The sequence below is a fragment of the Rhodoferax sp. RT5P35 genome (assembly GCF_056521385.1).
In genome coordinates this window covers 1-22,664 of the sequence record NZ_JBWMAX010000021.1, presented here as the reverse complement: position 1 = coordinate 22,664, position 22,664 = coordinate 1, and the positions used below count along the sequence as shown (strand labels likewise).

Genomic DNA, 22,664 nt, shown 5'->3' with positions numbered 1-22,664 from the left:
ATGCAGCGCACCGAGGCCCTGCAACCCGTCCCTGGCTGCCGCCCCGCCGCCGTGGCGGGCCTGCGTGCGGGCAAGGTGTTTGCCGCCACCGACTGGGTGGCCGACGAGGTGCCCGTGGCGCTGGAATACAACGGCATCTCGCACGCGGTGATGATGGCCACGCCCGCCGACCTGGAAGACTTTGCGCGTGGATTCTCGCGCACCGAGGGCATTGTGGACACGGTGGACCAGATCCGCGACATTGAGTTGGTGGTGTCCGCGCAGGGTCACACGCTGCAGATCGAGATTGCCGCCGCCTGCTTCGCCCGCCTGAAAGACCGCCGCCGTAGCCTCACAGGCCGCACCGGCTGCGGCCTGTGCGGCACAGACAGCCTAGCCCACGCCGTGCGCCGCCCCGCGCCGGTGGCCGCGCCCGCCACTCCTTTTGATATCGCCGCCGTGGCCCGCGCCCTGGCCGCCCTGCGCAGCCAGCAACACCTGCTGGATGCCACCGGTGCCACCCACGCCGCCGCCTGGTGCCACGCCGACGGCAGCATCGCCCTGGTGCGCGAAGACGTGGGCCGCCACAACGCGCTGGACAAGCTGGTCGGCGCGCTGCAGGTGGCCAAGTTGGATGCGCCCCGCGGTTTCATTGTCGTCACCAGCCGCGCCAGCTTCGAGATGGTGCAAAAAGCCGCCTGCGCCGGCGTCGCCCTGCTGGCCGCCATCTCCGGCGTGACCGCCCTGGCCATCGATGTGGCCGAGGCCGCAGGCATCACCTTATTGGGCTTTGCGCGCGGCGACAACGCCAGCGTCTACAGCCACCCTGAACAGATTCGACTGGAACCGACCCCATGAAAGCCGACAACCTCATCCGCATGGCCAACCAGATTGGCGAATTCTTCGAGACCATGCCCGAGCGCGAAGAAGCGCTGGACGACATCGCCACCCACATCCGCAAGTTTTGGGAACCCCGCATGCGCCGCGCCCTGCTGGCCGCGCTGGACACCGACGAGGCACAAGGCATGCGCGACATCGTCCTGGCCGCGCTGCGCAAGCACCGGATGGATCTGCAGCCTGCGGCTTGAGACTAGTGGTTTGCTATTTATTCAGTAGCTACTAGCGTTTGTACCGTATACGTTAGAGGCCTATTTCTCTATAAAAATGGCCTCTTGGGTTAGCACCCTGCAAGGGAGCGCGTGAGCCCAATCAATACCGGAAGAGTTGCCCGTTGCCCATGCGCACGCGGTCGCCTACGCGCAGGTCGGTTTGGGTCGGCACGCTGAAGGTGCGGTAGCTGCCATCGTCGCCTTGCACGCTGACGCGGTAGGATTCGTGCACCTGGCCTGGTTGCTGGTTGCCTTCAATCGCATTGCCTGCGACCGCGCCGCCCACGCCGCCGAGCACGGTGGCCGCGCTTTTGCCAAAGCCGCCACCAATCTGGTGGCCGATCACCGCGCCGAGGATGCCGCCGACAATCGCGCCGCCGCCTGTGGGTTGCGCACGTTCCTGGGTGCGGATCAGCTCCATTTGCGCGACGCGGCCGGTCTCCACGCGCTGCACTTGTTGCATGGGTACCGGCTGAGGCGCTTGCTGGTAGGGTGCTACCACGCAGGCACTCAGGCCGGTGGCGAGCAAGGTGGCGGTAAGGACGGTGGTGGTAAAGCGCATAGCGAAATGTTCCTGGAAAATGGGCACGTAAGTCGTGCACCGGTTGCATGGTGGTCGATATATATGGGTCGTTATATGACGCGCCAAGCGGCAGATGGTTGACAGGGCGTGCCTGGCATTGGTTCCGCTGGCTGTGTTAACGGTGTGTAAGCAGCGACAATCTAAGCTCGCCATCTGCGGACTCCGTTGCCGGGATCTAGCCCGAAATTCGACCCGCAAACTCCCTTTCTCCTTCTTCGCCCGAAAGCCCGCCCGTCGCTGGCTGGGGCCTTGGCTTGCCCACCGTGACATTCAAAGCATTTATCCGAACCATCCCCTACCTGGCCTGGGTCGTGGTCTACACCGCGTTCTGTGCCGGCATTTTTGCCGCCATTTTGGGGGCGATTACGCCCGAGCTGCGCGAGGAGCTGGACAACTACCAGCAGCTCGGCATTTTGATGATGGTCTGGTCCAGTGGCGCGGTGCTGGGGGCTTTGCAGGGCGGGCGCATGGCCCAACGCTACCCGCCCCGGGCGCTGTTTTTGGGCTATACCGCTGCTGCCCTGGTGTCGATTGTGCTGATCGTGCTGTCGCCCAACTTTGGCGCACTGCTGCTGGGGTTTTTTGCGGTGGCGCTGGTGGAAACGGCTTTGTTCACCTTGGCCCACAGCATCCTGGCCGATGTCAGCCCGCAACCTGAGCTGCGCGCCCGGCTGCTGAGCATGGTGGATGTGGCCTTCAGCCTGGGCAATCTGCTGTCGCCCATGGCGGTGATTGGTGTGCAGAGCCTGAACACCAACTGGCGCGCGCCCTATGCCCTGTACCTGTTGCCGCTGTTCAGCGTGCTGCTGCTGTTCTGGCCGCGCCGCCACTTCGTGCACCTGGCACCCAGCCACCATGCGGCCGAGGCGCAGGGGGGCGCGCTCAGCTACGCACAGTTGCTGCGCCGCCCGCTGGTGGCCTGGGTGGTGGTGGGCGGGGTGCTAAGCGGATTTCTGGAGTGGGGGCAGAACTTTTGGTACGTGAGCTACGGCATCAGCGCCCAGCACCTCAGCCCCAACGCCGCTCGGGTGGGGCTGCAGTTTTTTGTGGCCGGGATGGTGGCGGCGCGGCTGTGGCAGGCGTTTTTTCACAGCAGCTGGTCGATACGGCAAAAGCTCTGGCGCATGAACCTGCTGGCGCTGGCGGGCATGGTGCTCAACGTAGCTCTGCCCGGCGTGGGCGGCTGGATGCTGCCCGCCGCGGGCAACTTCATGGTGGGCCTGGGAATTGGCGTGGTGTTCCCGATTTTGTTGGCCACCATGATCGACGCGGCACCGGGGCAGACCTCCCGGCTGTCGGCCTTGTTGATGATTGGCTTCAGCGTAGGTTCGCAGCTGGCGGGCCTGCTGGTGGGCAGTTTGTCAGATCTGGTGGGCCTGCGCTGGGCTTACGCTTGCATGCTGTTGGTGGTGCTGGCGTTCACGGCCGTGGTTTGGCGGATCGTGCACTTTGCAGCGCCGCCAACCAAAAATATATAACAATCAGACTCTAGCGCACATGCTACCTGCGCTAGTAGCTATTTTAAATATAGCAATACACTAGCCCGGGCAGGTGGCTGCTGCGTCTGCATCCAGGGCCTTGACCGCAGCCGCCATGCTTTGGGCTGCGCGGCTGGTCAGACGCTGTGCGCCTTGGGCCAGGGCGGCAATGCCGGAGCCCACGGGCTCGGACTGGCTCCATTGGCAGGCCAGGCTGCGGCTGGCCATGCCGGTGCTGTCCAGGCGGCGGATGGTCCAGCTGAAGCTGGCTTGCACCTGGCTGTCCACGGCGGCATCCCACTGGCGCAGCTGCACGTTGATGCGGTAGACCGGCTGGCTGGCCAGGCGGCCGCCGGTGGTCACGTCGATGGCGCCCAGCTGCTGGGTGATGCCGCTGGCCAGCGCGTCGTGCAGCTCGCTGTCGAACGGTGCGGCCCAGCGGTGCAAGTCCAGAATGTCCACCGGCGCACTGGCGCTGCGCACCACCAGCTGCGGGCGCACCAGGCGCTCGGGCAGGGCGATGGGTGGAATCTCGACCTGCAGCGTGCTGGCCGTTGCCAGGGTGGCGGTGGCGGTCGGAGCCAGGCTGTAGTAGCGCACGGCGGGCGTAGCGGCACAGCCCGCCAGGACGGCCAGAGCGGCCAGGGCGGCTAAAGAGGCCAGGGCTGTGGCGGGACGGGTCAACTTCATTTCTTCTCCTCGGGTTTGCCGCGCAGCAGCGACTCGGGGTGCTGCTCCAGATAGTCGGTCAGCACCTTGATGGATGCGGCGGCGCGGTTGACTTCGCGCAGGGTCTGGCGCAGGTCTTGTTGCAGGGGCGCATCGTCGGACAGGGTGCGGCCCGCCGAGCCCAGCGTGGCGTTGGCGGTGGCCAGGGTGGTGCGCAGGTCTTTGATCGCCGCGGTGATCTCGGGGGCGGTGTCGGTGTTGAGCTTTTTCACCAACTGCTCGGTGCTGGCCAGGGTGCCGTTCAAGGTGGCCAGGGTGGTGCGCAGGTCGGTACTGATTTGCTCAAACGGCACTTTGTTGATCTTGGCGACGATCTCGGACACCTGGGTTTGCAGCTCGTCCAGGCCATTGGGCAGGGTCGGCAGCTCGATCGGCTCGTCTACCTTGCTCTGCACCGTGGTGACAGCCGGTGCCTTGGGGAAGAAATCCAGCGCCACATAGACCTGGCCGGTGAGCAGGTTGCCGGTGCGCAGCTGGGCGCGCAGGCCTTTGCTGATCAGAAACTGGACGCGTTTGCGCTGGGTGGCAATAGGCTCAGAGGCTGGGCCGTTGCTGGAAGCCCCGCGCAGGCGGTCGGGGTAGACCTCGATCAGCACCGGCATGCGGAAGTCGCGCCCGGATTTGTCAAATTCGACACCGATGGATTTGACCGCGCCGATCACCACCCCGCGAAAGTCCACGCTGGCACCCGGGGTCAGGCCGCGCAGCGACTGGTTGAAGTACAGCAGTAGCGTGTCGGACGGGCCATCTGGGGCTTTCATGGCGGTGGTTTCGTCGTCCGACAGGGTGAAGCTGGCGTTTTCGGCGGCTTCGGCGCCGGGGCTGTCGTCGGGAGCGGCCAGGGCAATGCCGCCCACCACCACCGCGGTCAGCGACTGGGTGCGCAGCTTGAAGCCGCTGGCGTTGGCCTCTACATCGATGCCGCTGGCGTGCCAGAAACGGGTGTTGGTCCCGACAAACTTTTCATACGGCGTGTTGATGAAGACGCTCAAGGTCACGCCTTTGCCGTCTTTGTCCAGCGCGTAAGCCGCCACCTGGCCGACCTGGAGGCGGCGGTAGTAGATGGGTGAGCCGACATCGAGCGAGCCGATGTTGCTGGCGTGCAGCACAAACTGCCGCCCGGTGGCATCGCGGGTGACGATGGGGGCTACTTCCAGCCCGACAAAGCTGCTGCTGGTGTCCTCGGACGCACCTGCGTCGGCCCGGATGTAGGCCCCCGACAGCAAGGTGCCCAGGCCGCTGATGCCGGCGGCTTCCAGGCGCGGGCGGATCACCCAGAAGCGGGTGTCGTCGGCGGTGAAGCTTTTGGCCTCTTTTTGCAGCCGCACCGACACCACCACGTGGGTGCGGTCTTCGGCCAGGGTGATGCTGCCCACGGTGCCGATGTCCACTTCTTTGTACTTGACCTTGGTTTTGCCCGCCTCCAGCCCCTCGGCGGTGCGAAAGCTGATGTCGATGGTCGGCCCTCTGCCCATCACGGTTTTGACCACCAGGGTGATGCCCACCAGCGCGGCCACGATGGGGATCAGCCAGACCAGCGAGGGCAGCCAGCTGAGTGCGCGGGTGATGGTGGGCGCGGGCAGCTCGGGAGGCGTGTGGGGTTCAGGCGGTGGGGGTGGGCTCATGCTGTCCATTGTGCTTGGGGAGGGGAGGTAGTTCGGAGGAAGGTGGGGGCGCAGGCTGGGGACCGTCCCAGGTCAGGCGCGGGTCAAAGCTCAGCGAGGCCAGCATAGTCAGTACCACCACCGCGCCAAAAGCCGCAATGCCGACCCCGGCGGTAACTTCGGCAAACCCCTGGATGCGCACCAGCCCGGCCAGCAGCGACACCACAAACACGTCCAGCATCGACCAGCGGCCAATGACTTCGACGATGCGGTACAGCCGCGACCGGTCCAACTGGTGGCGACTGCTGCGCCGCTGGGCCATCCAAACCATGGTGGTCAGCGCGCCCAGCTTGAACAGGGGCACCAGAAAGCTGGCTACAAACACAATTGTCGCCAGGCCCCAGGCACCGGTCACCCAAAAGTAAATCACCCCGCTCAGAATCGTGTCGGTCTGGGTATTCAACAGATTGCGGGTCACCATCACTGGCAGCATATTGGCCGGCAGGTACATGATGAAGGCTGCTGCCAGCAACGCCCAGGTGCGGGTCAGGCTGTCGGGTTTGCGGCGGTGCAGACGCGTGCCGCAGCGTTCGCAGGCCGCGCCGTCAGCCGCGTCTTGCCAGACGGCACCACAGTGGTGGCAGCCCAGCAGGCCCAGGGCGGCGGCGGTGGGGACCGGGGTCATGCCGGATTCATGCGGGCGTTTGCGGCTCGGCAAACGCCAGATGCCAGAAATTGCGCGGCTGGAACGACAAAATCGCCGTCAGCAGCACCGTCAGCGCCACAAACGCGCCCAGCGCCGGGCCGGCAATCACCTCGGCCGAGCTGGTCAGCTTGACGATGGCCACCAAGACACCCAGCAAAAATACCTCCACCATGCCCCAGGGCTGCAGCGACTGCAGTGCCTTTACCAGCAAGGTAAAGCCCTGCGGGCGGCGCTGGCGTGCCAGGGGTTGTGCCAGTGGAATCAGTAGGTACAGCAAGATTAGCAGTTGCAGCAGCGGAAACAACAGCGTGGTGGCCAGCACCAGCATCGCCACCTCGCCCATGCCCTCGTCGGTCAACGCCACCACGGCACCGACCAGGGTGGTGCTGCTGCGCTGGCCTCCAATCGCAATCGACACGATGGGGAACAGATTGGCCACCGCAAACATCATCAGCCCGGCCACCACCAGCGGCAGGATGCGCTTGTGGGTGTCGCCCATGTAGCGCTCCAGCTCTGTGCCGCAGCGCGTGCAGCGCGCCGTCTCGCCGCGGGCCAGCCGAATCTTGGGGTACACGGCATCGCAGCCTTCACAAATGACGACGTGGGGGACAAGGTGCATAACGGGTAGGTGTTGCCAGCTCATAACGGAAGGTGGAGCGTACTTTAGTCGGTTTGGGCCTATGTGTTGATGGGTCATCGCTTCTGGGTAAACTCATTTCATGCATTTTCATTTCCTGAAGCCGCTGGGCTTCGCCATCTCCAGGACACCTTCCCCATGAGCCGTGAACTGCGCGATGCGTTTGGCTGCTTTGCCACCGGCGTGACGCTGGTCACCACCCACTGGAACGGGCAGGATTGGGGCATGACCTGCAGCTCGTTCAACGCGGTGTCACTGGACCCGGCGCTGGTGCTGTGGAACATCCGCCACAGCAGCGCCAGCCATGAGGCTTTTGTGCGTGGCGGCGGCTACACGGTGAGTGTGCTGGGCATTGAACACAAAGAACTGGCCCAGGCCTTTGCCCGGGGCACCCAGGCCGAACGCTTTGCGGCGGGGCAATTTGTGCGGCGGGGCAACCAGCGCCTGCAACTGGTGGACGCGCTGGCCTGGTTTGATTGCACGCTGCAGCAGACCGTCACCGCGGGCGACCACGACATCCTGATAGGCCAGATTAACGATAGCGGCAGCCGCCCCGGTAAGGGGCTGGTGTTCGAGCGCGGGCAGTTTGCGGTAGATACGCTAGAGGTAGGGGCTGCATCGACCTCGTCGTTTGAATGAGCGATTGGATCGTCCCCGACTGGCCTGCGCCCGCCCAGGTGCGCGCCGTGTTCACCACCCGCGCCGGGGGCGTATCAGTTGCACCGTATGACGCGCTGAATCTGGGCGACCATGTCGGTGATGCACTGGTCGATGTGCAGGCTAACCGCGCCCGGCTGGCCACCGCAATCGCCGCGCGGCCGGTGTTTCTGCAGCAGGTGCACGGCCGCGGTGTGGCGCACCTGGCTGGGCCGACCCAGGAGCCGGTGGTGGCCGATGCCAGCCTCACCACCCAGCCCGGCATTGCTTGCACCGCCATGGTGGCCGACTGCCTGCCGGTGCTGTTCACCGACACGCTTGGCACCGTGGTGGCCGCCGCGCACGCGGGCTGGCGTGGCCTGCTGGGCACGAACGGGCAGGGCGTGCTGGAATCGGTTTATAAGGAAATAGTGGTTCTAGCGCAGGTAGCGCCTGCACAAAAAGCTACAGAATTAATAGCGTGGCTGGGCCCGTGTATTGGACCAGCCGCCTTTGAAGTGGGGCCGGAAGTGCGCGCCGCCTTCATTGCCCAACAGCCCGAGGCCACCGCGTTGTTTGTGCGCCACGGCCCCGACAAATGGTTGGCCAACCTGCCCGGGCTGGCGCGGCTGCGTTTGCAGGCGCTGGGCCTGCAAGGTATCTACGGCAACGACGGCGGCCTGGAATGGTGCACCGTCAGCAACCCCTCACGCTTCTTCTCGTACCGGCGCAGTGGGGTTTGCGGGCGTATGGCTGCCTGCATCTGGCTGCAAGGCTAGGGCAAGTTCAGCCGCCTCGCGCTTTTTGAGCGCCTTGCGCCGCCTGGGCGCGCCCATCAGGTACACCACCAGCGACACTGGACCCAGGCCGTACAGTACAAACGTGAAGATGCCGCCCAGTACAGTACCGTTAGTATTGGTCGCCTCGGCGACAGCCATCATGAGGGCCACATAGAGCCAACCGATCGGAACTATATACATATAAATTGTCAGTTGTTCATCCCACCAGCCTGCTGGTGTGCCCCCTGCAAACCGGTTGGCAACTAGCACTTGCCGCAGCCTGGGGTGTGAATAGTTATACAAATTGTTTCAAAAACAGAGTGGTCTACGCAGTACCCGCAGGGATTTCGCCCTTGTGGTCGGGTACCGTCAACATCCTAAAACGACCCGCGCCATGCACGGGTCTTAAAAATACCGCTTTGTGAGGAGCCACTATGCATTCTGATCCCGACTGGGCCAAGAGCGCCCAACAATTCCAGCAGACTTTGGGCGACAGTTGGACACGCACCTGGGCCGATGCCATCAAGCCCATCCAGGGGCTGGATTTGGGTATGCCGGTGGGTGGCATAGCCGCAACACCGCAGATCACTTTCTCCGCCACCAAGCTGCAAGCCTTGCAAAAGCAGTACCTGGAAGAATCTGCCGCCCTTTGGAACCAGAGCATGGATGCCGCCGCCATCGCCAAGGACAAGCGTTTCTCTGCCAAGGCTTGGGCCGAAAACCCCCTCACCGTGTACAACGCCGCCTCGTACTTGCTGACCAGCCGCACCCTGATGGGTTTGGCCGATGCCGTAGAGGCCGACGACAAAACCCGCGCCCGCATCCAGTTTGCGGTAGAGCAGTGGATGGCCGCATCCGCACCTAGTAATTATCTGGCGATGAACGCCGACGCGCAAAAGAAGCTCATCGACACCCAGGGCGAAAGCCTGGCCAAGGGCCTGAAAAATCTGATGCACGACATGCAGCAGGGCCATGTGTCGATGACCGACGAAAGCCTCTTCGAGGTGGGCCGCAATGTGGCCACCACCGAAGGCGCGGTGGTGTTTGAGAATGAATTGTTTCAGCTGATCGAATACAAACCGCTCACGGCCAAGGTGTACGCCAAGCCGTTTCTGCTGGTGCCACCCTGCATCAACAAGTATTACATCCTCGACCTGCAGCCCGAAAACTCGCTGATCCGCTATGCGGTGGAGCAGGGCAACCGCACTTTTGTGGTGAGTTGGCGCAACCCCGACAAGTCCATGGGCGACAAGACCTGGGATAACTACATCGAAGACGCTGCTATCCAAGCCATAGCTGTCACCCAAGAGATTACCGGCGCCAAGGCCATCAATGCCTTGGGCTTTTGCGTGGGCGGCACTATTCTGAGCACCGCCGTGGCCGTGCTGGCGGCGCGCGGCGAAAAGCCGGTGGCCAGCCTGACGCTGCTGACTACACTGCTGGACTTTACCGACACCGGCATCATCGACATTTTTGTCGACGAGGCGATGGTGCAGTACCGCGAAAAGCAAATGGGCCAAGGCGGCCTGCTGCCCGGTGGAGACCTCTCCAGCACCTTCAGCTTCTTGCGCCCGAATGATTTGGTGTGGAACTACGTGGTGGGCAATTACCTCAAGGGCGAAACCCCGCCGCCGTTTGACCTGCTGTATTGGAACAGCGACTCCACCAACCTGCCCGGCCCGTTTTATGCGTGGTATTTGCGCAATACCTACCTGGAAAACAAACTGGTGCAACCCGGCAAAGCCACCGTCTGCGGCGAAAAGATTGACCTGCGCAAGATCGATATTCCGGCCTACATCTATGGCTCGCGAGAAGACCACATCGTGCCGATTGGCGGGGCTTATGCCTCCACCCAGCACCTGCCTGGCAAGAAGCGCTTTGTGATGGGGGCATCCGGTCACATCGCCGGGGTCATCAACCCCCCGGCCAAAAAGAAACGTAGCCACTGGACCAGCGATGCCACCACCTTCCCGGCCAAGGCGGAGGACTGGATTGCCGGTGCGCAGGAGCATGCCGGTAGCTGGTGGACCGATTGGTCGACTTGGCTCAAGGGCCATGCGGGCAAGCAAATCGCCGCGCCCGCCCAGTACGGCAGCGCCGACTACCCGGTGGTTGAACCGGCCCCGGGCCGCTACGTAAAAGCCCGCGCACAGTAGAAGTCCGTATACAAAAACCACGGTACATGCTCCTACACTGAAGCGCTAATTAACCGTTCTGTACACAGTGCGCAGCGGCACCTGGTTATTTTTTCTGACCCCATTACCAATTACCAACTAGACCCAGGAGCAAAAAAATGGAAGACATCGTCATCGTTGCAGCGGCCCGTACCGCCGTCGGCAAATTCGGCGGCAGCCTCGCCAAGACCCCGGCCACCGAACTCGGTGCCCACGTGATCAAGGAAGTGCTGGCCCGCAGCGGCCTGAGCGCCGAGCAGATTGGTGAAGTCATCATGGGCCAGGTGCTGGCCGCAGGCGCGGGCCAAAACCCGGCCCGCCAGTCCGTCATCAAGGGTGGGCTGAGTCAAGGCACTCCCGGCCTGACCATCAACGCCGTGTGCGGCTCCGGCCTGAAAGCCGTGATGCTGGCCGCCCAGGCCGTGGCCTATGGCGACAGCGAAATCGTCATCGCCGGTGGCCAGGAAAACATGAGCGCCAGCCCCCACGTGCTGCTGGGCAGCCGCGACGGCCAGCGCATGGGCGACTGGAAGATGACCGACACCATGATCGTGGACGGCCTGTGGGACGTGTACAACCAGTACCACATGGGCATCACCGCTGAAAACGTGGCCAAGAAGTACGGCATTACCCGCGACATGCAAGACGCTCTGGCCCTGGCCAGCCAGCAAAAAGCTGCAGCTGCGCAGGAAGCGGGCAAATTCGTGGCTGAAATTGCCCCGTTCAGCATTGCCCAGCGCAAGGGCGACCCTATCATCTTCGCCGCCGACGAGTTCATCAACAAGAAGACCACCGCCGAAGCCCTGGCGGGCCTACGCCCCGCGTTCGACAAAGCCGGGGGCGTAACTGCGGGCAATGCCTCCGGCCTGAACGATGGCGCAGCCGCCGTGATGGTGATGACTGCCAAAAAAGCGGCTGCCCTGGGCCTGACCCCGCTGGGCCGCATCGCCAGCTTTGCCACCACCGGCCTGGACCCCGCCATCATGGGCATGGGCCCCGTGCCTGCGTCCACCAAGGCCCTGGCCCGCGCGGGCTGGAAGGCGCAAGACCTGGACCTGCTGGAAATCAACGAAGCCTTCGCCGCCCAGGCCTGTGCCGTGAACAACGAGATGGGCTGGGACACCAGCAAGGTCAACGTCAATGGCGGCGCGATTGCCATCGGCCACCCCATCGGTGCGTCTGGCTGCCGTATCTTGGTCACGCTGCTGCACGAAATGCAGCGCCGTGATGCCAAGAAGGGCATTGCCTCGCTATGCATCGGCGGTGGCATGGGTGTTGCCTTGACGATCGAAAGATAGAACACCCCCAGGCTGTGCTGCGCTCCGCCAACCCCCTTGCAGGGGGCGATACCAGTGGCCTGGCAAAGCCAGGGCCAGCTATCTCTGGTGGGTTTGCGTTCAGCCTGCAAATTGGGGCACGGTAGTTGCACTTGGCACTTTTGCCATTTTTTAAAACGATTAGGAGATAGAACATGACTCAAAAAGTAGCGTACGTCACGGGCGGCATGGGTGGCATCGGGACCGCTATCTGCCAACGCTTGCATGCCGACGGCTTCAAGGTGATTGCCGGTTGCGGCCCCACCCGCGACCACGTCAAGTGGATCGCCGAGCAAGCGGCTCTGGGCTTCACCTTTTACGCATCGGCAGGCAATGTGGGCGCGTGGGATTCCACCGTTGAAGCTTTCACCAAGACCAAGGCCGAACACGGCACCATCGACGTGCTGGTGAACAACGCCGGTATCACCAAGGACCGCATGTTCCTGAAGATGAGCCGCGAAGACTGGGATTCGGTGATCGAAACCAACCTGAACAGCATGTTCAATGTCACCAAGCAAGTGGTGGCCGACATGGTGGAAAAAGGCTGGGGCCGCATCATCAACATCAGCAGCGTGAACGGCGAAAAAGGCCAGGCTGGCCAGACCAACTACTCGGCTGCCAAGGCTGGTATGCACGGGTTCTCCATGGCCCTGGCGCAAGAGCTGGCCACCAAGGGCGTGACGGTCAACACCGTCAGCCCCGGCTATATCGGCACCGACATGGTCAACGCCATCCGTGAAGACGTGCTGGCCAAGATCGTGGCCACCGTGCCCGTCAAGCGCCTGGGCAAGCCCAGCGAGATCGCCTCCATCATCGCCTGGCTGGCATCCGAAGAAGGTGGCTACGCTACCGGCGCGGACTTCTCGGTCAACGGTGGTTTGCACATGGGCTAAGGCCGGTTGGGCCGTTAAAAAAACCCGCTTCGGCGGGTTTTTTTATGGCTGTGGCTCTATTACAGGTTTTGGGGTAATTTGGCCAAGGGTGATGCCTTACGCTAGCTTGTCAATAATGGCACAAACGGACGCATTGCCCTGGTAGTGGCTTGCCAGGAAAATTCAAAAAGTCATGCACACGCTTTATCTTGCGCCGCTACTGCTCGGCAGACTGGTTGACCATCTGCTGGGGCATGATCCGGCGGCCCGCAAGCGCATTGGCCTGACGCTCATCGCCGCTGCCATGTACTGTGCGCTGTTGTTTTTGATGGGCTGCAGCGTGGCGCTGGGTTTGACCCGTGCATCGGCGGCCTGGGCCGCGTCGTTATGTATTGCCAGCGGTCCGCTGGTGTTTTATGTGCTGTTGCGCAGCGGCTGGAGCAAGCGCTTGGCCGACCCTGGCATGACGGTGCTGCAGATGGGGTTTGCCATTCTGTCCTTTGTGCTGGCCTATGCCGTCAATCCAGCCAGCCGCAGTGGCACCTTGCTGGGCCAGGTGATGGTCATGGTGTTTGGCATGTTTTCGCTGACACCGCTGCAAGCGCGCCAGTTGACGGTGTTTACGCTGCTGCTGTATGGCCTGACCATGCTGGGGATTTCGCAGGCCTGGCCCACGGTGTTTGACTGGCGTCTGGAACTGATCCACTTCACCATCTTGGCGGCAGTGTTGCCCACCATCGCCAGCCTATCCGGGCAGCTGGCCCGCTTGCGGACCCGCTTGCGCGAGCAGCGCAGTGTGCTGCAACAAGCACTGGAACGGTTGGAGCAATTGGTGCGCCATGATGAGCTCACCGGGCTGGGCAACCGGCGCTACATGTTGGAGCGTTTGGCGCAGGAGTTGCACCGTCGCCAAGGGGATAGTGCCCCCGCCTGCATCTGCCTGGTCGATCTGGACCACTTCAAGCGCATCAACGACGCTTTTGGCCATGCAGCAGGCGACGTGGTGCTGCGGCGCTTTGCCCGCCAGGCGCAGGCCAGCTTGCGCGGCATCGACGTGCTGGCCCGTTGGGGTGGAGAAGAATTTTTGATCCTGCTGCCCGGTGCGGATGCCGTCCAGGCTTGCCAGGCCATGGACCGACTGCGCGCTGCGCTGGCCGACCCGGCGGTATGGCAGAGCCGCCCCGAGCTGCGGGTGACCTTGTCTGCCGGTGTGGCGCAATGGCATGCCGGTGAGTCGGCCGAATCCGCCATCGAGCGTGCCGACCGCCAGGCCTACCGGGCCAAAGCCGCCGGGCGTGACCGCTGGTGCTGCGAGCACGTATCGGCGGAGGTCAAGCATGCCGCTCACTGACAAACCCGGCTTGCAGGGGCGCCTGGGCCAGTGGGTTCTGGGCACCGATTGGGGGCAGCGCTTGCGCGTGTTCCGTACCCTGATGGCCGCTGCGGTCTACGGCGTCTGTATTCTGGGGGAGGCATTGAATGTGTTTTTTGGTTTTGGGGATAGAACTGAAACCATGTGGTTGGTGGGCTACATGCTGGCCGGTCCGCTGGTGTTCGTGCTGCTGGTGCGCAGCCGCTGGAGCCGTGGTCTGCGCGATCCGGGCCTGGTCATGCCGCAGATGGTCTATGCCATCACTGCGCTGCTGCTGGCCTATCTGGTGAATGGCCCTACGCGGGGTTTGAGCCTGTTGCTGGTGGCCTTGCTGCCCGTGTTTGGTTTTGTGGCCGTGAGCCAACGGCAATTGCGCCGGTTGATGGGCGTCAGCGTGCTGGCCTTTGGGGGCATGATGCTGATCCTGGCGGTGCGCCACCCCGACCGCTTTGACCCGCGGATTGAAGCCATTTACTTTGCCATCATGGCCATCTGTCTGCCCACCATGGCGGTGATGCTGGGCAAGATTCTCGGAATGCAAGAAGCTTTGCGGGCCCGCAAATTGGCATTGAAACATGCTTTGGAGCGGATTGAGCAGGTATCCACCCGCGACGAACTGACCGGCTTGGTCAATCGCCGCCATATGACCATGCTGCTGGAACAGGAAGTCCAGCGCCGGGCACGCCGTGGCCCGGTTTTTTGCACCGTACTGATCGACATCGACCATTTCAAGCGAATCAACGATGTCCATGGCCACGCCCAGGGCGACGAGGTGCTGCGCCGCTTTGCCCGCTTGGCCAGCATGGAGCTACAGGCATCCCATGTGCTGGCGCGCTGGGGTGGTGAGGAGTTTTTGCTGCTGCTGCCCGGCACCTCGGTTCAGGCAAGCGAGGCGCTCATGGCGCAGATGCGCGCACGCTTGGCCGATGCCCAGTGGTGGAGCGACTGCCCGGCGCTGCAAGTGACATTTTCTGCCGGCTTGGCGGAAGACCGGCGGGGATATTTGTCCGAGATCGTGGAGCGCGCCGACCATGCGCTGTACCGCGCCAAGGCCCTGGGCCGCGACCGCTGTGTGCGGGCAGACCTGCAGCCGTTTGTGGATGCACTCAGCGGCGGCTGAGCGACCTTCGTATCAGGGTGTTGCGGGTACCGGTACCACGGTCACGCTCTCTCGCAGAATGCCACCGCTTTGCGCGCTGCCTTCCACGCCCTCAGGCTGGCGCATGCGGGCTTCGCAGTCCTTGCGATCATCGCCTTGGAACACCGCGCAGCGGCGCAAGGCGTTTTGCTGGTACTCCGATGGCGCGGCCGCTGTCAAACCACCGCGCCGGGCCTCGGCCAGGGCGCGTTCGGCTTCGATTTTGCAGGTCGTGGCGTTCTGGTTGGACTTGCCGCTGTTGCACAGCGCCATGTCCTGTTTGTAGCGGGCCTGGGCACCGGACGCAGAGTTGGAAGCGGCGGGATCGGCCGCCTGTGCGGCAACGGCGCACAGCAGCGCTGCCGTGGCGGTCAGGAGGCGGTAGCGGCTGAAAAAACGGGGAGTCAGCATGTTGAAGTCCTGGGTGCACAGGCGGGCTGCCTGCATGTTGACAATATGCCCCTGTTCATTTGGGTAGTCTGTGCGGCTGCGCACAGAAGCGGTATTGTCTTCTTTCGGGGTGCTATTGTTTAAATAGCTAGTAGCGTATGTTTCATATGCGCTAGAGGCTGTTTTTTTATAAAAAATAGGTGTGTCTGGCCTGGCAGAAGTCCTGCACAAAAAAAGGGCTGCAAATGCAGCCCTTGGGGATCAAAAAACCGGGTGTCCGGTGATCAGCGACGGTAGCCAGGTGGAGAACGCAGGTACATAGGTCACCAGGTTGATGGCCACCCATATCGCCAGGTAGTAGGGCCACGCGGTTTTGGTTGCCTCACCAATCGAAATATTGCCAATGGCACAGCCGACAAATTGCACCGTCCCTACCGGCGGGTGGACCAGGCCCAGTGCGCAGTTCAGCAGCAGCATCATGCCGAACTGCACCGGGCCCACGCCCATCTGGATGGCCAGCGGCAGAAACAGCGGTGTGGTGATCAGGATGTGGGCCGCCATGTCCAGAAAGATGCCCAGGAAGATCTGGATGATGTTGATGTACAGCAGCATCAGCCACGGGGTGGTGGTGGCGTGCAGCAGCGCAGCTTCAATCGCATCGGGGATTTCCAGGTACGCCATTTGCCAACGCAGCATGTTCGATACGCCAATCAGCAGCAGGATTACGCCGGTGGTCTTGGAGGCTTTTTTCAGCGCCATAACTACCTTGGCACGGCTCATGGTGCGGTAGATCAGGCTGGTCAGCAGCAACGAATAGGCCACCGCAATCGCTGCGGCCTCGGTCGCTGTGGTCACGCCGCCCATCACGCAGCCCAGAATCACGCCGATCACCATAAGTCCGGGAATGGCTGCGATGAAGGTGGTCAGCACCGCTTTCCAACCGGGGAATTTCTCCAGCATGGACGAGCCGTCAGCCCGCTTGGGAAAACCGTTTTGCACGGCCTGCCAGTAGGCGGCAATCAGCATGCAGACCATGATCCAGAAAACGGGTACCAGACCGGCAAACATCAGGTCACCAATCGACACCCCACGGATCACATGGCCACCAATCATGCCGGTGGCCGCTTGGGCGGCGAACGCATAGATGATCATGTTGTGCGAGGTGGGCATCAGCGCGCCGGTCAGCGAGGCGTGGGTGGTGACGTTGACCGCGTAGTCGGCGCTGTAGCCTTCGCGCTTCATGATGGGGATCATCACGCCGCCCATGGCCGAGGTGTCGGCAATCGGCGAGCCCGACACGCCACCGAACAAGGTGCTGGCCATCACGTTGGCCAGGCCGAGCCCGCCGCGCATGTGGCCGACCATGCTGCGCGCAAAGTTGAGGATTTTGTCGGCAATGCCACCGTGCAGCATCAGCTCACCCGAGAAGATGAAGAACGGAATCGCTAGGAACGAGAACACGTTCATGCCCGACACCATCATCTGCATGGCCGTGGCCAGTGGCAGGCCTTCCACCGCAAAGGTGGCCAGACAGCTCAGACCAATGGCGAACGCCACCGGCACCCCAAGCACCAGAAAGAGCAAAAAGCTCAAGGAAAGTACAGCGAGTTCCATGGTCAGGCAGGAGTTTTCTTTGTAAACAGTGCCAGCATGTGCTTGACTGAAAACAGGATGATGAGGACGCCGGCAATCATGGGCGGTACATAGCGCCAGGCTTCGGAAATACCCAGCGTGGGAATGGTGTCGTGGCGCGTCGATGCGGCCATGTGTTCGCAGCCATACAGCAGCACGGCGGCAAAGGTAATGGTCAGCAGCTCGACCACCACCAGACACCAGAACTGGCCTTTGGCGGGCAGGAGTTTGACGGCCGAATCCAGGCCGATGTGGCCCGCATCGTGCACGCCGGCTGCGGCACCAAACATGGCCACCGAGATGACCAGCAGCAAGGCAACCTGCTCAACATAGGCGGGGGCGTCATTGAATGCATAGCGCATCACGACACCGTAGATGACTACGAGTCCCAATGCCGCCAGGCACACACTGGCCAAGCGCAGCACCCAGTTGGACAGGTGTGCACTCAGTGAATTGAGTAAATGCATGGTGGTTACTTCTCAAGCGTTCTGCCGCCGCGCATCCACAGAGCTGGGACGGCGGCGGCAGAAATAGCTTATTTGACGTTGACGATCTCTTGCACCAGTGCCTTCAGTTCAGGCGTGGTGGCGAACTTGTCCCAGACGGGTTTTTCCACGTTCACGAAGCTGGCCTTGTCGATTTCGGCTGCGGGGATGATCTTCGCGCCGCCCTTGAGCACGGCGGCCTTGGCATCTTTTTCCTTGGCATCCCACAGGGTCACGTAGTAGGCGACCGAAGCTTTGGCGGCCTTGCGCAGCCCGGCTTGCTCCACGGGTGTCAGCGTGTCCCAGACCTTCTTCGAGAAAACCACGACTTCGGGTGTCATCACGTGCATGGTTTCAGAGAAAACGCCAGCCGACTCGTAGTGCTTGGCTTCTTCGTACGAAGGGATATTGTTTTCAGCGGCATCCACCAGGCCAGTCTTCAGACCAGAGTACACCTCGGCCATGGGCATAGGGGCAGGCGATGCGCCCATGGCGGTGACCATCGCCACGGCCAGGTCAGACGGCTGCACGCGGATCTTCAAGCCCTTCATGTCGGCCACGGTCTTGATCGGCTTCTTGGCGTACATCGAGCGCGAACCGCTCTCGTACATGGCCAGACCGATAAAACCGGCTTTGTCGAAGGACGCCAGGATTTTGTCGCCTTCGGCACCGTAGATGGCTTTGCGGAAGTGAGCCAGGTCACGGAAGATAAACGGAAACGACGGAATCATCGACTCGGGCACGATGCCATTGAACGATGCCAGGCTGACGCGCACCATGTCGATGGCACCAATCTTCACCTGCTCCACGGTGTCCTTTTCAGAACCCAGGGCACTGTCGCCAAACACCTTGATGTTGTCCTTGCCGTCGGTGGCCTTGCTCAACTCGTCACCCATGAACTTCACCGCCATGTTGGTGGGGAATTCTTTGGAGTGCACGTCGGCCGAACGGAAAGTGCGGGCGGCGGCGGTACCGCTGACGACGCACAGGGCGGCTGCGGCGATCAGGCTGATCAGGGGGCGGTGGAAATTCTTCATGTCGATTCCTGTTGGGTAGCTGAAGGGTGGTGAAATTTATCAGTCATCCTACAACCTAAAAACAAAACGACACAAAGGGTAAACCCCTGTCTATGGACGAATCACGCCAGCTTGGCCGTGTCCAGAGGCTGGCTTTTGCGCAAGCGTTCACGGCTGTTCGACAGGTGGGTGCGCATGGCGGCACGGGCCGAGTCGCTGTCCTGGTCGCGGATGGCGTGGTAGATGCTCTCGTGCTCGCCATGCACCTTGAGCAGGTAGGCCAGCCGCCCCTCGGGCACGTTTTCCAGGGTTTTGACGCGGGTGCGCGGAATGATCATGGTGCCCAGGTAGGTCATCAGGTCGGCAAAGTGCTGGTTGCCGGTGGCGCGGGCCACTTCCATGTGGAACTGGAAGTCGGCCGGCACGCCATCGGATTCCAGCGGAATCGCGTCCTTGAAGTTTTTCAGCGCCAGCGCCAGATGGGCCAGATTGGCGGGGGTGCGCCGTTGGGCAGCCAGTCCGGCAGCCTCGGTTTCCAGGCTGATACGCAGCTCCAGCAGGGCGATCACGTCGGCTACGGTGGCAAAGTCTTCGGGGGCAATCTTGAAGTTGCGAGTGTCGGGCGGCTCGATCACAAAGGTGCCGATGCCGTGCCGTGTTTCCACCAGACCCGAGGCCTGAAGCTTGGAAATCGCCTCGCGTACCACGGTGCGGCTGACCTCGAACCGGGCCATGAACTCGGCTTCGGTGGGCAGCTTGTCGCCGGGGTGCAACTGGCCTTGGCGGATGTCGGCTACCAGCGCGTCCACGATCTCAAACACCAGCCCGCGCGTGCGCCGGGGGCGGGCCAGGGCGGCAGAAGAAGCCGGAGAGGGCGGCGGCATGGGCGTGGAGCGGGCGCTGGAAGCAGACAGGCTAGGGTCCAATTGCGCAAGGGTTTGTGCGGATGCCATTAAAAAAGCCTTGACATGGAATGAAGGGGTTATCAGAATAGCTAGTTGTCAGACAACACATGACTGATGTGTAAGCCTATGCAATGCATAGTAGCAAAGCCCCGGTAAAAGTCCAGCGGATGAAACCCAGGTGTGCAAGGCGAGTTCAGTTGAAGCAGATGTTGTGACGTAAAACAAGTTAACAGGAAGCACTATGGCCATCAAGCTGCACGAGAAAATTTTGCTAACCGGAGCCGCCGGTGGCCTGGGTAAGGTCTTGCGCGAGAGCCTCAAGCACAACTGCACCACGCTGCGATTGTCGGATGTGGTGGACTTCGGCGCCGCCGCCGAGGGCGAGGAAATCGTGCTGGCCGATTTGGCCAATGGGCCTCAAGTCGATGCCATGGTGCAAGGCGTGGATGCCATCGTCCACATGGGCGGCAAGTCGCTGGACGGTCCGTTCGAGCCCATCATGATGGCCAACATCCTGGGCACCTACAACCTGTACGAGGCGGCCCGCAAGTTTGGCGTGAAGCGGGTGGTGTTTGCCAGCTCCAACCACGTCACCGGCTTTTACCGGCAAGACGAAACCATCACCGCCGATGCACCGGCCCGCCCGGACGGCAACTACGGCTTGAGCAAAGCTTTCGGCGAAGACCTGGCGCGCTACTACTTTGACCGCTACGGCATTGAAACCGCCTGCGTGCGCATCGGCTCGTCCTTCCCCGAACCGCGCGACCGCCGCATGCTGGCCACCTTTTTGAGCTTTGATGACCTGCACCGCCTGATCACCGCCTGCCTGACCACGCCTGCGCTCGGTTTCAGCATCATCTTTGGCATGTCCAACAACGCCGTCACCTGGTGGGACAACAGCCGTGCCCGCCATGTGGGCTACGTGCCGCAAGACAGCTCGGACGTGTTCCGCGAGGCCGTCTACGCCCGCACCCCGCCGCCCGACTTCAGCGACCCCGCGGCCCTGCACCAGGGCGGCGCGTTTGTGCGCATGGGACCGTACGAGGCATGAGCACGGTGACGGTTGTTTCCAGCATGCGCGACCGCGTGGGCGAAAGCCCGGTGTGGTCGGTAGCCGAGCAAGCCCTGTACTGGGTGGATATCGATGGGCAGCAGATCCGCCGCTGGTCGCCTGCCACGGACAACGTGCAAAGCTGGACCGTACCCGAGCGCGTGGGCTGCATCGGCCTGACCGCCACCGCAGGCACCCTGGTGGCCGCCATGGAAACCGGCATTTTTGCCGTGACGCTGCTGAACGCCCCCGAGGTGCGTGTCGAGTGCCTGGCCAGCGTCACCCATCCCGCGCCCGGCATGCGTTTTAACGACGGCCGCTGCGATGCGCGAGGCCGCTTCTGGGTCGGCAGTATGGTGATGGACATGGGCCTGGCCTCGCCCGTCGGCCGCCTGTACTGCCTGGATGCCACGGGCCTGCACGCCGTGCGGCTGAACGGCTTGCAGTCCACCCCGCTAGACGGTCTGATCACCCCCAACGGCCTGGCGTTCAGCCCCGATGGGGGCACCGCCTACCTGTCCGATTCGCACCCCAGCGTACAAAAAATCTGGGCTTTCGATGTGGATGCCAGCGGTAATTTGCAGCACCCGCGCCTGTTTGTCGATATGCAAAGTCTGCCGGGCCGTCCGGATGGCGCTGCGGTCGATGCGCAAGGTGGTTACTGGATCTGCGGCAACGACGCCGGTCGGGTGCACCGCTTCAATCCGCAGGGCCAGTTGGTCGCGTCGCTGGAGGTGCCCGTGGCCAAGCCGTCCATGTGCACGTTTGGCGGGGAAAACCTGGATGTGCTGTATGTCACGTCCATCGTGCCGGGCACGGTAGACGCGGCTGCACCCGGGCTGAACGGGGCCGTGTTTGCCCTGCAGCCGGGCGTGCGTGGCGTTGCCGCACCCGTGTTCACCCAGTTCCCGGTCAACAAGCCTTAAATACGGCATAAAACAGCCTCTAGCGTATATATCCATTGCATTAGTAGCTATTAAAACCATAGTAAATCACCTTTCACGCTCACCCAAAAGACCACCACCATGCATCCCCAAGAACTCAAAACCACCATGGGCTCCGGCCTGCTGTCCTTCCCCATCACCGACTTTGATGCCAACGGCGACTTCCGTCCCAGCACGTATATCAAACGCCTGGAATGGCTGGCCCCCTACGGCGCGTCGGCACTGTTTGCCGCAGGCGGCACGGGCGAATACTTTTCGCTGGTCGGTGCCGAGTACAGCCAGGTCGTCAAGACCGCGGTAGACACCTGCCGTGGCGTGGTGCCCATCATTGCCGGTGCCGGTGGCCCCACCCGCATGGCTATTGCCCATGCGCAGGAGGCCGAGCGCCTGGGTGCCCATGGCGTGCTGCTGCTGCCGCACTACCTGACCGAAGCCGGCCAGGAAGGCCTGATCGAGCACGTGGCCCAGGTCTGCAACAGCGTGAAGTTCGGCGTCATCGTCTACAACCGCGACCGCACCAAGCTCACCCCCAACTCGCTGGCCATCCTGGCCGAGCGCTGCCCCAACCTGGTCGGCTTCAAGGACGGCGTGGGCAATATCGAAACCATGTCCTCCATCTTCATGAAGATGGGCGACCGTTTTGCCTACCTGGGCGGCCTGCCTACGGCCGAGGTGTATGCCGCCGCCTACAAGGCGCTGGGCACGCCGGTGTACTCGTCGGCGGTGTTCAACTTCATCCCCAAAACCGCCATGGATTTCTACCACGCGGTCGCCGCCGATGACCTGCCCACGCAGCACAAGCTGTTGAAGGAGTTTTTTATGCCTTACCTGGCCATCCGCAACCGCGTGGAAGGCTACGGCGTGAGTATCATCAAGGCCGGTGCCACCATCGTCGGCCACGACGGCGGCCCGGTGCGCGCACCCCTGACCAATCTCAAGCCCGCCGAGATGGAAGAACTCGCCGCGCTGATCGCCAAACTCGGCCCACAATAAGCAGACCACCATGGCACAAAAACACGACAACTACATCAACGGCCAATGGATCGCGGGTGCCAGCTACGCCCCCAACATCAACCCGTCCAACCTGGGCGATGTGATCGGCGAATACACCCAGGGCGACGCGGCCCAG

Annotated in this window: 23 protein-coding genes; 13 read left to right on the top strand and 10 right to left on the bottom strand. The window is 62.5% G+C overall.

What is annotated here, in order from left to right; all coding sequences use genetic code 11:
• The gene (gene fdhD / locus AC097L_RS22605) at positions 1-837 is read left to right on the top strand and encodes a formate dehydrogenase accessory sulfurtransferase FdhD (protein ID WP_479588972.1); all 837 of its coding nucleotides are present in this window, start codon (positions 1-3) and stop codon (positions 835-837) included.
• Positions 834-1,067 (top strand): formate dehydrogenase subunit delta, encoded by a 234-nt coding sequence (locus AC097L_RS22600; RefSeq protein WP_479588971.1) that lies wholly within the window; start codon positions 834-836, stop codon positions 1,065-1,067. The genes fdhD and AC097L_RS22600 overlap by 4 nt, the downstream gene beginning before the upstream one ends.
• A gap of 121 nt (positions 1,068-1,188) precedes the next feature.
• Here AC097L_RS22600 and AC097L_RS22595 read toward each other — a convergent pair whose 3' ends face one another.
• Complete coding sequence (locus AC097L_RS22595) at positions 1,189-1,650, bottom strand: outer membrane lipoprotein (protein WP_479588970.1); 462 nt, start codon at positions 1,648-1,650, stop codon at positions 1,189-1,191.
• Between the two features lie 284 nt (positions 1,651-1,934).
• Between AC097L_RS22595 and AC097L_RS22590 the strand changes: the two genes are divergently transcribed.
• Positions 1,935-3,149, top strand: coding sequence for an MFS transporter (locus tag AC097L_RS22590; protein WP_479588969.1), 1,215 nt, complete (start codon positions 1,935-1,937; stop codon positions 3,147-3,149).
• Positions 3,150-3,209: 60 nt separating this feature from the next.
• Here AC097L_RS22590 and AC097L_RS22585 read toward each other — a convergent pair whose 3' ends face one another.
• The 4 genes from AC097L_RS22585 to AC097L_RS22570 are packed head-to-tail and all read right to left on the bottom strand — an operon-like array spanning position 3,210 to position 6,807.
• Complete coding sequence (locus tag AC097L_RS22585) at positions 3,210-3,839, bottom strand: PqiC family protein (RefSeq protein ID WP_479588968.1); 630 nt, start codon at positions 3,837-3,839, stop codon at positions 3,210-3,212.
• The gene (locus AC097L_RS22580; protein WP_479588967.1) at positions 3,836-5,503 is read right to left on the bottom strand and encodes a PqiB family protein; all 1,668 of its coding nucleotides are present in this window, start codon (positions 5,501-5,503) and stop codon (positions 3,836-3,838) included. The genes AC097L_RS22585 and AC097L_RS22580 overlap by 4 nt, the downstream gene beginning before the upstream one ends.
• A complete protein-coding gene (locus AC097L_RS22575) occupies positions 5,481-6,167 on the bottom strand; it encodes a paraquat-inducible protein A (protein ID WP_479588966.1) in 687 nt (228 codons plus the stop codon). The genes AC097L_RS22580 and AC097L_RS22575 overlap by 23 nt, the downstream gene beginning before the upstream one ends.
• Positions 6,168-6,174: 7 nt before the next feature.
• On the bottom strand, positions 6,175-6,807 hold the full coding sequence (locus AC097L_RS22570; protein ID WP_479588965.1) for a paraquat-inducible protein A: 633 nt from the start codon (positions 6,805-6,807) through the stop codon (positions 6,175-6,177).
• Between the two features lie 156 nt (positions 6,808-6,963).
• Between AC097L_RS22570 and AC097L_RS22565 the strand changes: the two genes are divergently transcribed.
• The 7 genes from AC097L_RS22565 to AC097L_RS22535 all read left to right on the top strand — a co-directional run bounded on the left by AC097L_RS22565 (position 6,964) and on the right by AC097L_RS22535 (position 15,094).
• Entirely contained in the window at positions 6,964-7,464 is a 501-nt protein-coding gene (locus tag AC097L_RS22565; RefSeq protein WP_479588964.1) for a flavin reductase family protein, read from the top strand.
• Positions 7,461-8,240: a peptidoglycan editing factor PgeF gene (gene pgeF / locus AC097L_RS22560; protein ID WP_479588963.1), complete on the top strand. Its 780-nt coding sequence runs from the start codon at positions 7,461-7,463 to the stop codon at positions 8,238-8,240. The genes AC097L_RS22565 and pgeF overlap by 4 nt, the downstream gene beginning before the upstream one ends.
• 434 nt (positions 8,241-8,674) lie before the next feature.
• A complete protein-coding gene (phaC, locus tag AC097L_RS22555) occupies positions 8,675-10,396 on the top strand; it encodes a class I poly(R)-hydroxyalkanoic acid synthase (protein ID WP_479588962.1) in 1,722 nt (573 codons plus the stop codon).
• A gap of 137 nt (positions 10,397-10,533) precedes the next feature.
• A complete protein-coding gene (locus AC097L_RS22550) occupies positions 10,534-11,712 on the top strand; it encodes an acetyl-CoA C-acetyltransferase (RefSeq protein ID WP_479588961.1) in 1,179 nt (392 codons plus the stop codon).
• 173 nt (positions 11,713-11,885) lie between these two features.
• A complete protein-coding gene (gene phbB / locus AC097L_RS22545) occupies positions 11,886-12,623 on the top strand; it encodes an acetoacetyl-CoA reductase (protein WP_479588960.1) in 738 nt (245 codons plus the stop codon).
• A 172-nt stretch (positions 12,624-12,795) separates the two neighbouring features.
• Positions 12,796-13,953: a GGDEF domain-containing protein gene (locus AC097L_RS22540; RefSeq protein WP_479588959.1), complete on the top strand. Its 1,158-nt coding sequence runs from the start codon at positions 12,796-12,798 to the stop codon at positions 13,951-13,953.
• Positions 13,940-15,094 (top strand): GGDEF domain-containing protein, encoded by a 1,155-nt coding sequence (locus AC097L_RS22535; RefSeq protein WP_479588958.1) that lies wholly within the window; start codon positions 13,940-13,942, stop codon positions 15,092-15,094. The genes AC097L_RS22540 and AC097L_RS22535 overlap by 14 nt, the downstream gene beginning before the upstream one ends.
• Before the next feature lie 12 nt (positions 15,095-15,106).
• Here AC097L_RS22535 and AC097L_RS22530 read toward each other — a convergent pair whose 3' ends face one another.
• From AC097L_RS22530 to AC097L_RS22510, 5 genes are all read right to left on the bottom strand, one after another.
• Complete coding sequence (locus AC097L_RS22530) at positions 15,107-15,523, bottom strand: hypothetical protein (RefSeq protein WP_479588957.1); 417 nt, start codon at positions 15,521-15,523, stop codon at positions 15,107-15,109.
• A 240-nt stretch (positions 15,524-15,763) separates the two neighbouring features.
• A complete protein-coding gene (locus AC097L_RS22525) occupies positions 15,764-17,116 on the bottom strand; it encodes a TRAP transporter large permease (protein WP_479588956.1) in 1,353 nt (450 codons plus the stop codon).
• Between the two features lie 2 nt (positions 17,117-17,118).
• A complete protein-coding gene (locus AC097L_RS22520; RefSeq protein ID WP_479588955.1) occupies positions 17,119-17,601 on the bottom strand; it encodes a TRAP transporter small permease in 483 nt (160 codons plus the stop codon).
• 68 nt (positions 17,602-17,669) lie between these two features.
• Positions 17,670-18,656, bottom strand: coding sequence for a TRAP transporter substrate-binding protein (locus tag AC097L_RS22515; RefSeq protein ID WP_479588954.1), 987 nt, complete (start codon positions 18,654-18,656; stop codon positions 17,670-17,672).
• Between the two features lie 101 nt (positions 18,657-18,757).
• Complete coding sequence (locus AC097L_RS22510; RefSeq protein ID WP_479589001.1) at positions 18,758-19,519, bottom strand: FadR/GntR family transcriptional regulator; 762 nt, start codon at positions 19,517-19,519, stop codon at positions 18,758-18,760.
• 262 nt (positions 19,520-19,781) lie between these two features.
• On the opposite strand from AC097L_RS22510, the gene AC097L_RS22505 reads away from it, so the two are divergent.
• The 3 genes from AC097L_RS22505 to kdgD all read left to right on the top strand — a co-directional run bounded on the left by AC097L_RS22505 (position 19,782) and on the right by kdgD (position 22,528).
• Complete coding sequence (locus AC097L_RS22505) at positions 19,782-20,591, top strand: NAD-dependent epimerase/dehydratase family protein (RefSeq protein WP_479588953.1); 810 nt, start codon at positions 19,782-19,784, stop codon at positions 20,589-20,591.
• Positions 20,588-21,517 carry an SMP-30/gluconolactonase/LRE family protein gene (locus AC097L_RS22500; RefSeq protein ID WP_479588952.1) on the top strand — a complete coding sequence of 310 codons (930 nt, stop codon included), beginning with the start codon at positions 20,588-20,590 and terminating at the stop codon, positions 21,515-21,517. Before AC097L_RS22505 ends, AC097L_RS22500 begins: the two co-directional genes overlap by 4 nt.
• A gap of 99 nt (positions 21,518-21,616) precedes the next feature.
• The gene (gene kdgD / locus AC097L_RS22495) at positions 21,617-22,528 is read left to right on the top strand and encodes a 5-dehydro-4-deoxyglucarate dehydratase (protein WP_479588951.1); all 912 of its coding nucleotides are present in this window, start codon (positions 21,617-21,619) and stop codon (positions 22,526-22,528) included.
• Positions 22,529-22,664 lie beyond the last annotated feature (136 nt).

Excerpts from the sequence above, each read along its gene's own strand:
- AC097L_RS22515 (WP_479588954.1), bottom strand. The coding sequence starts at position 18,656 with ATGAAGAATTTCCACCGCCCCCTGATCAGCCTGATCGCCGCAGCCGCC.
- AC097L_RS22600 (WP_479588971.1), top strand. The coding sequence starts at position 834 with ATGAAAGCCGACAACCTCATCCGCATGGCCAACCAGATTGGCGAATTC.
- phbB (WP_479588960.1), top strand. The coding sequence starts at position 11,886 with ATGACTCAAAAAGTAGCGTACGTCACGGGCGGCATGGGTGGCATCGGG.
- phaC (WP_479588962.1), top strand. The coding sequence starts at position 8,675 with ATGCATTCTGATCCCGACTGGGCCAAGAGCGCCCAACAATTCCAGCAG.
- kdgD (WP_479588951.1), top strand. The coding sequence starts at position 21,617 with ATGCATCCCCAAGAACTCAAAACCACCATGGGCTCCGGCCTGCTGTCC.
- AC097L_RS22580 (WP_479588967.1), bottom strand. The coding sequence starts at position 5,503 with ATGAGCCCACCCCCACCGCCTGAACCCCACACGCCTCCCGAGCTGCCC.
- AC097L_RS22595 (WP_479588970.1), bottom strand. The coding sequence starts at position 1,650 with ATGCGCTTTACCACCACCGTCCTTACCGCCACCTTGCTCGCCACCGGC.
- AC097L_RS22535 (WP_479588958.1), top strand. The coding sequence starts at position 13,940 with ATGCCGCTCACTGACAAACCCGGCTTGCAGGGGCGCCTGGGCCAGTGG.
- AC097L_RS22520 (WP_479588955.1), bottom strand. The coding sequence starts at position 17,601 with ATGCATTTACTCAATTCACTGAGTGCACACCTGTCCAACTGGGTGCTG.
- fdhD (WP_479588972.1), top strand. The coding sequence starts at position 1 with ATGCAGCGCACCGAGGCCCTGCAACCCGTCCCTGGCTGCCGCCCCGCC.
- AC097L_RS22540 (WP_479588959.1), top strand. The coding sequence starts at position 12,796 with ATGCACACGCTTTATCTTGCGCCGCTACTGCTCGGCAGACTGGTTGAC.
- AC097L_RS22510 (WP_479589001.1), bottom strand. The coding sequence starts at position 19,519 with ATGCCGCCGCCCTCTCCGGCTTCTTCTGCCGCCCTGGCCCGCCCCCGG.
- AC097L_RS22500 (WP_479588952.1), top strand. The coding sequence starts at position 20,588 with ATGAGCACGGTGACGGTTGTTTCCAGCATGCGCGACCGCGTGGGCGAA.
- AC097L_RS22565 (WP_479588964.1), top strand. The coding sequence starts at position 6,964 with ATGAGCCGTGAACTGCGCGATGCGTTTGGCTGCTTTGCCACCGGCGTG.
- AC097L_RS22530 (WP_479588957.1), bottom strand. The coding sequence starts at position 15,523 with ATGCTGACTCCCCGTTTTTTCAGCCGCTACCGCCTCCTGACCGCCACG.
- AC097L_RS22585 (WP_479588968.1), bottom strand. The coding sequence starts at position 3,839 with ATGAAGTTGACCCGTCCCGCCACAGCCCTGGCCTCTTTAGCCGCCCTG.
- AC097L_RS22550 (WP_479588961.1), top strand. The coding sequence starts at position 10,534 with ATGGAAGACATCGTCATCGTTGCAGCGGCCCGTACCGCCGTCGGCAAA.
- pgeF (WP_479588963.1), top strand. The coding sequence starts at position 7,461 with ATGAGCGATTGGATCGTCCCCGACTGGCCTGCGCCCGCCCAGGTGCGC.
- AC097L_RS22570 (WP_479588965.1), bottom strand. The coding sequence starts at position 6,807 with ATGCACCTTGTCCCCCACGTCGTCATTTGTGAAGGCTGCGATGCCGTG.
- AC097L_RS22505 (WP_479588953.1), top strand. The coding sequence starts at position 19,782 with ATGGCCATCAAGCTGCACGAGAAAATTTTGCTAACCGGAGCCGCCGGT.
- AC097L_RS22575 (WP_479588966.1), bottom strand. The coding sequence starts at position 6,167 with ATGACCCCGGTCCCCACCGCCGCCGCCCTGGGCCTGCTGGGCTGCCAC.
- AC097L_RS22525 (WP_479588956.1), bottom strand. The coding sequence starts at position 17,116 with ATGGAACTCGCTGTACTTTCCTTGAGCTTTTTGCTCTTTCTGGTGCTT.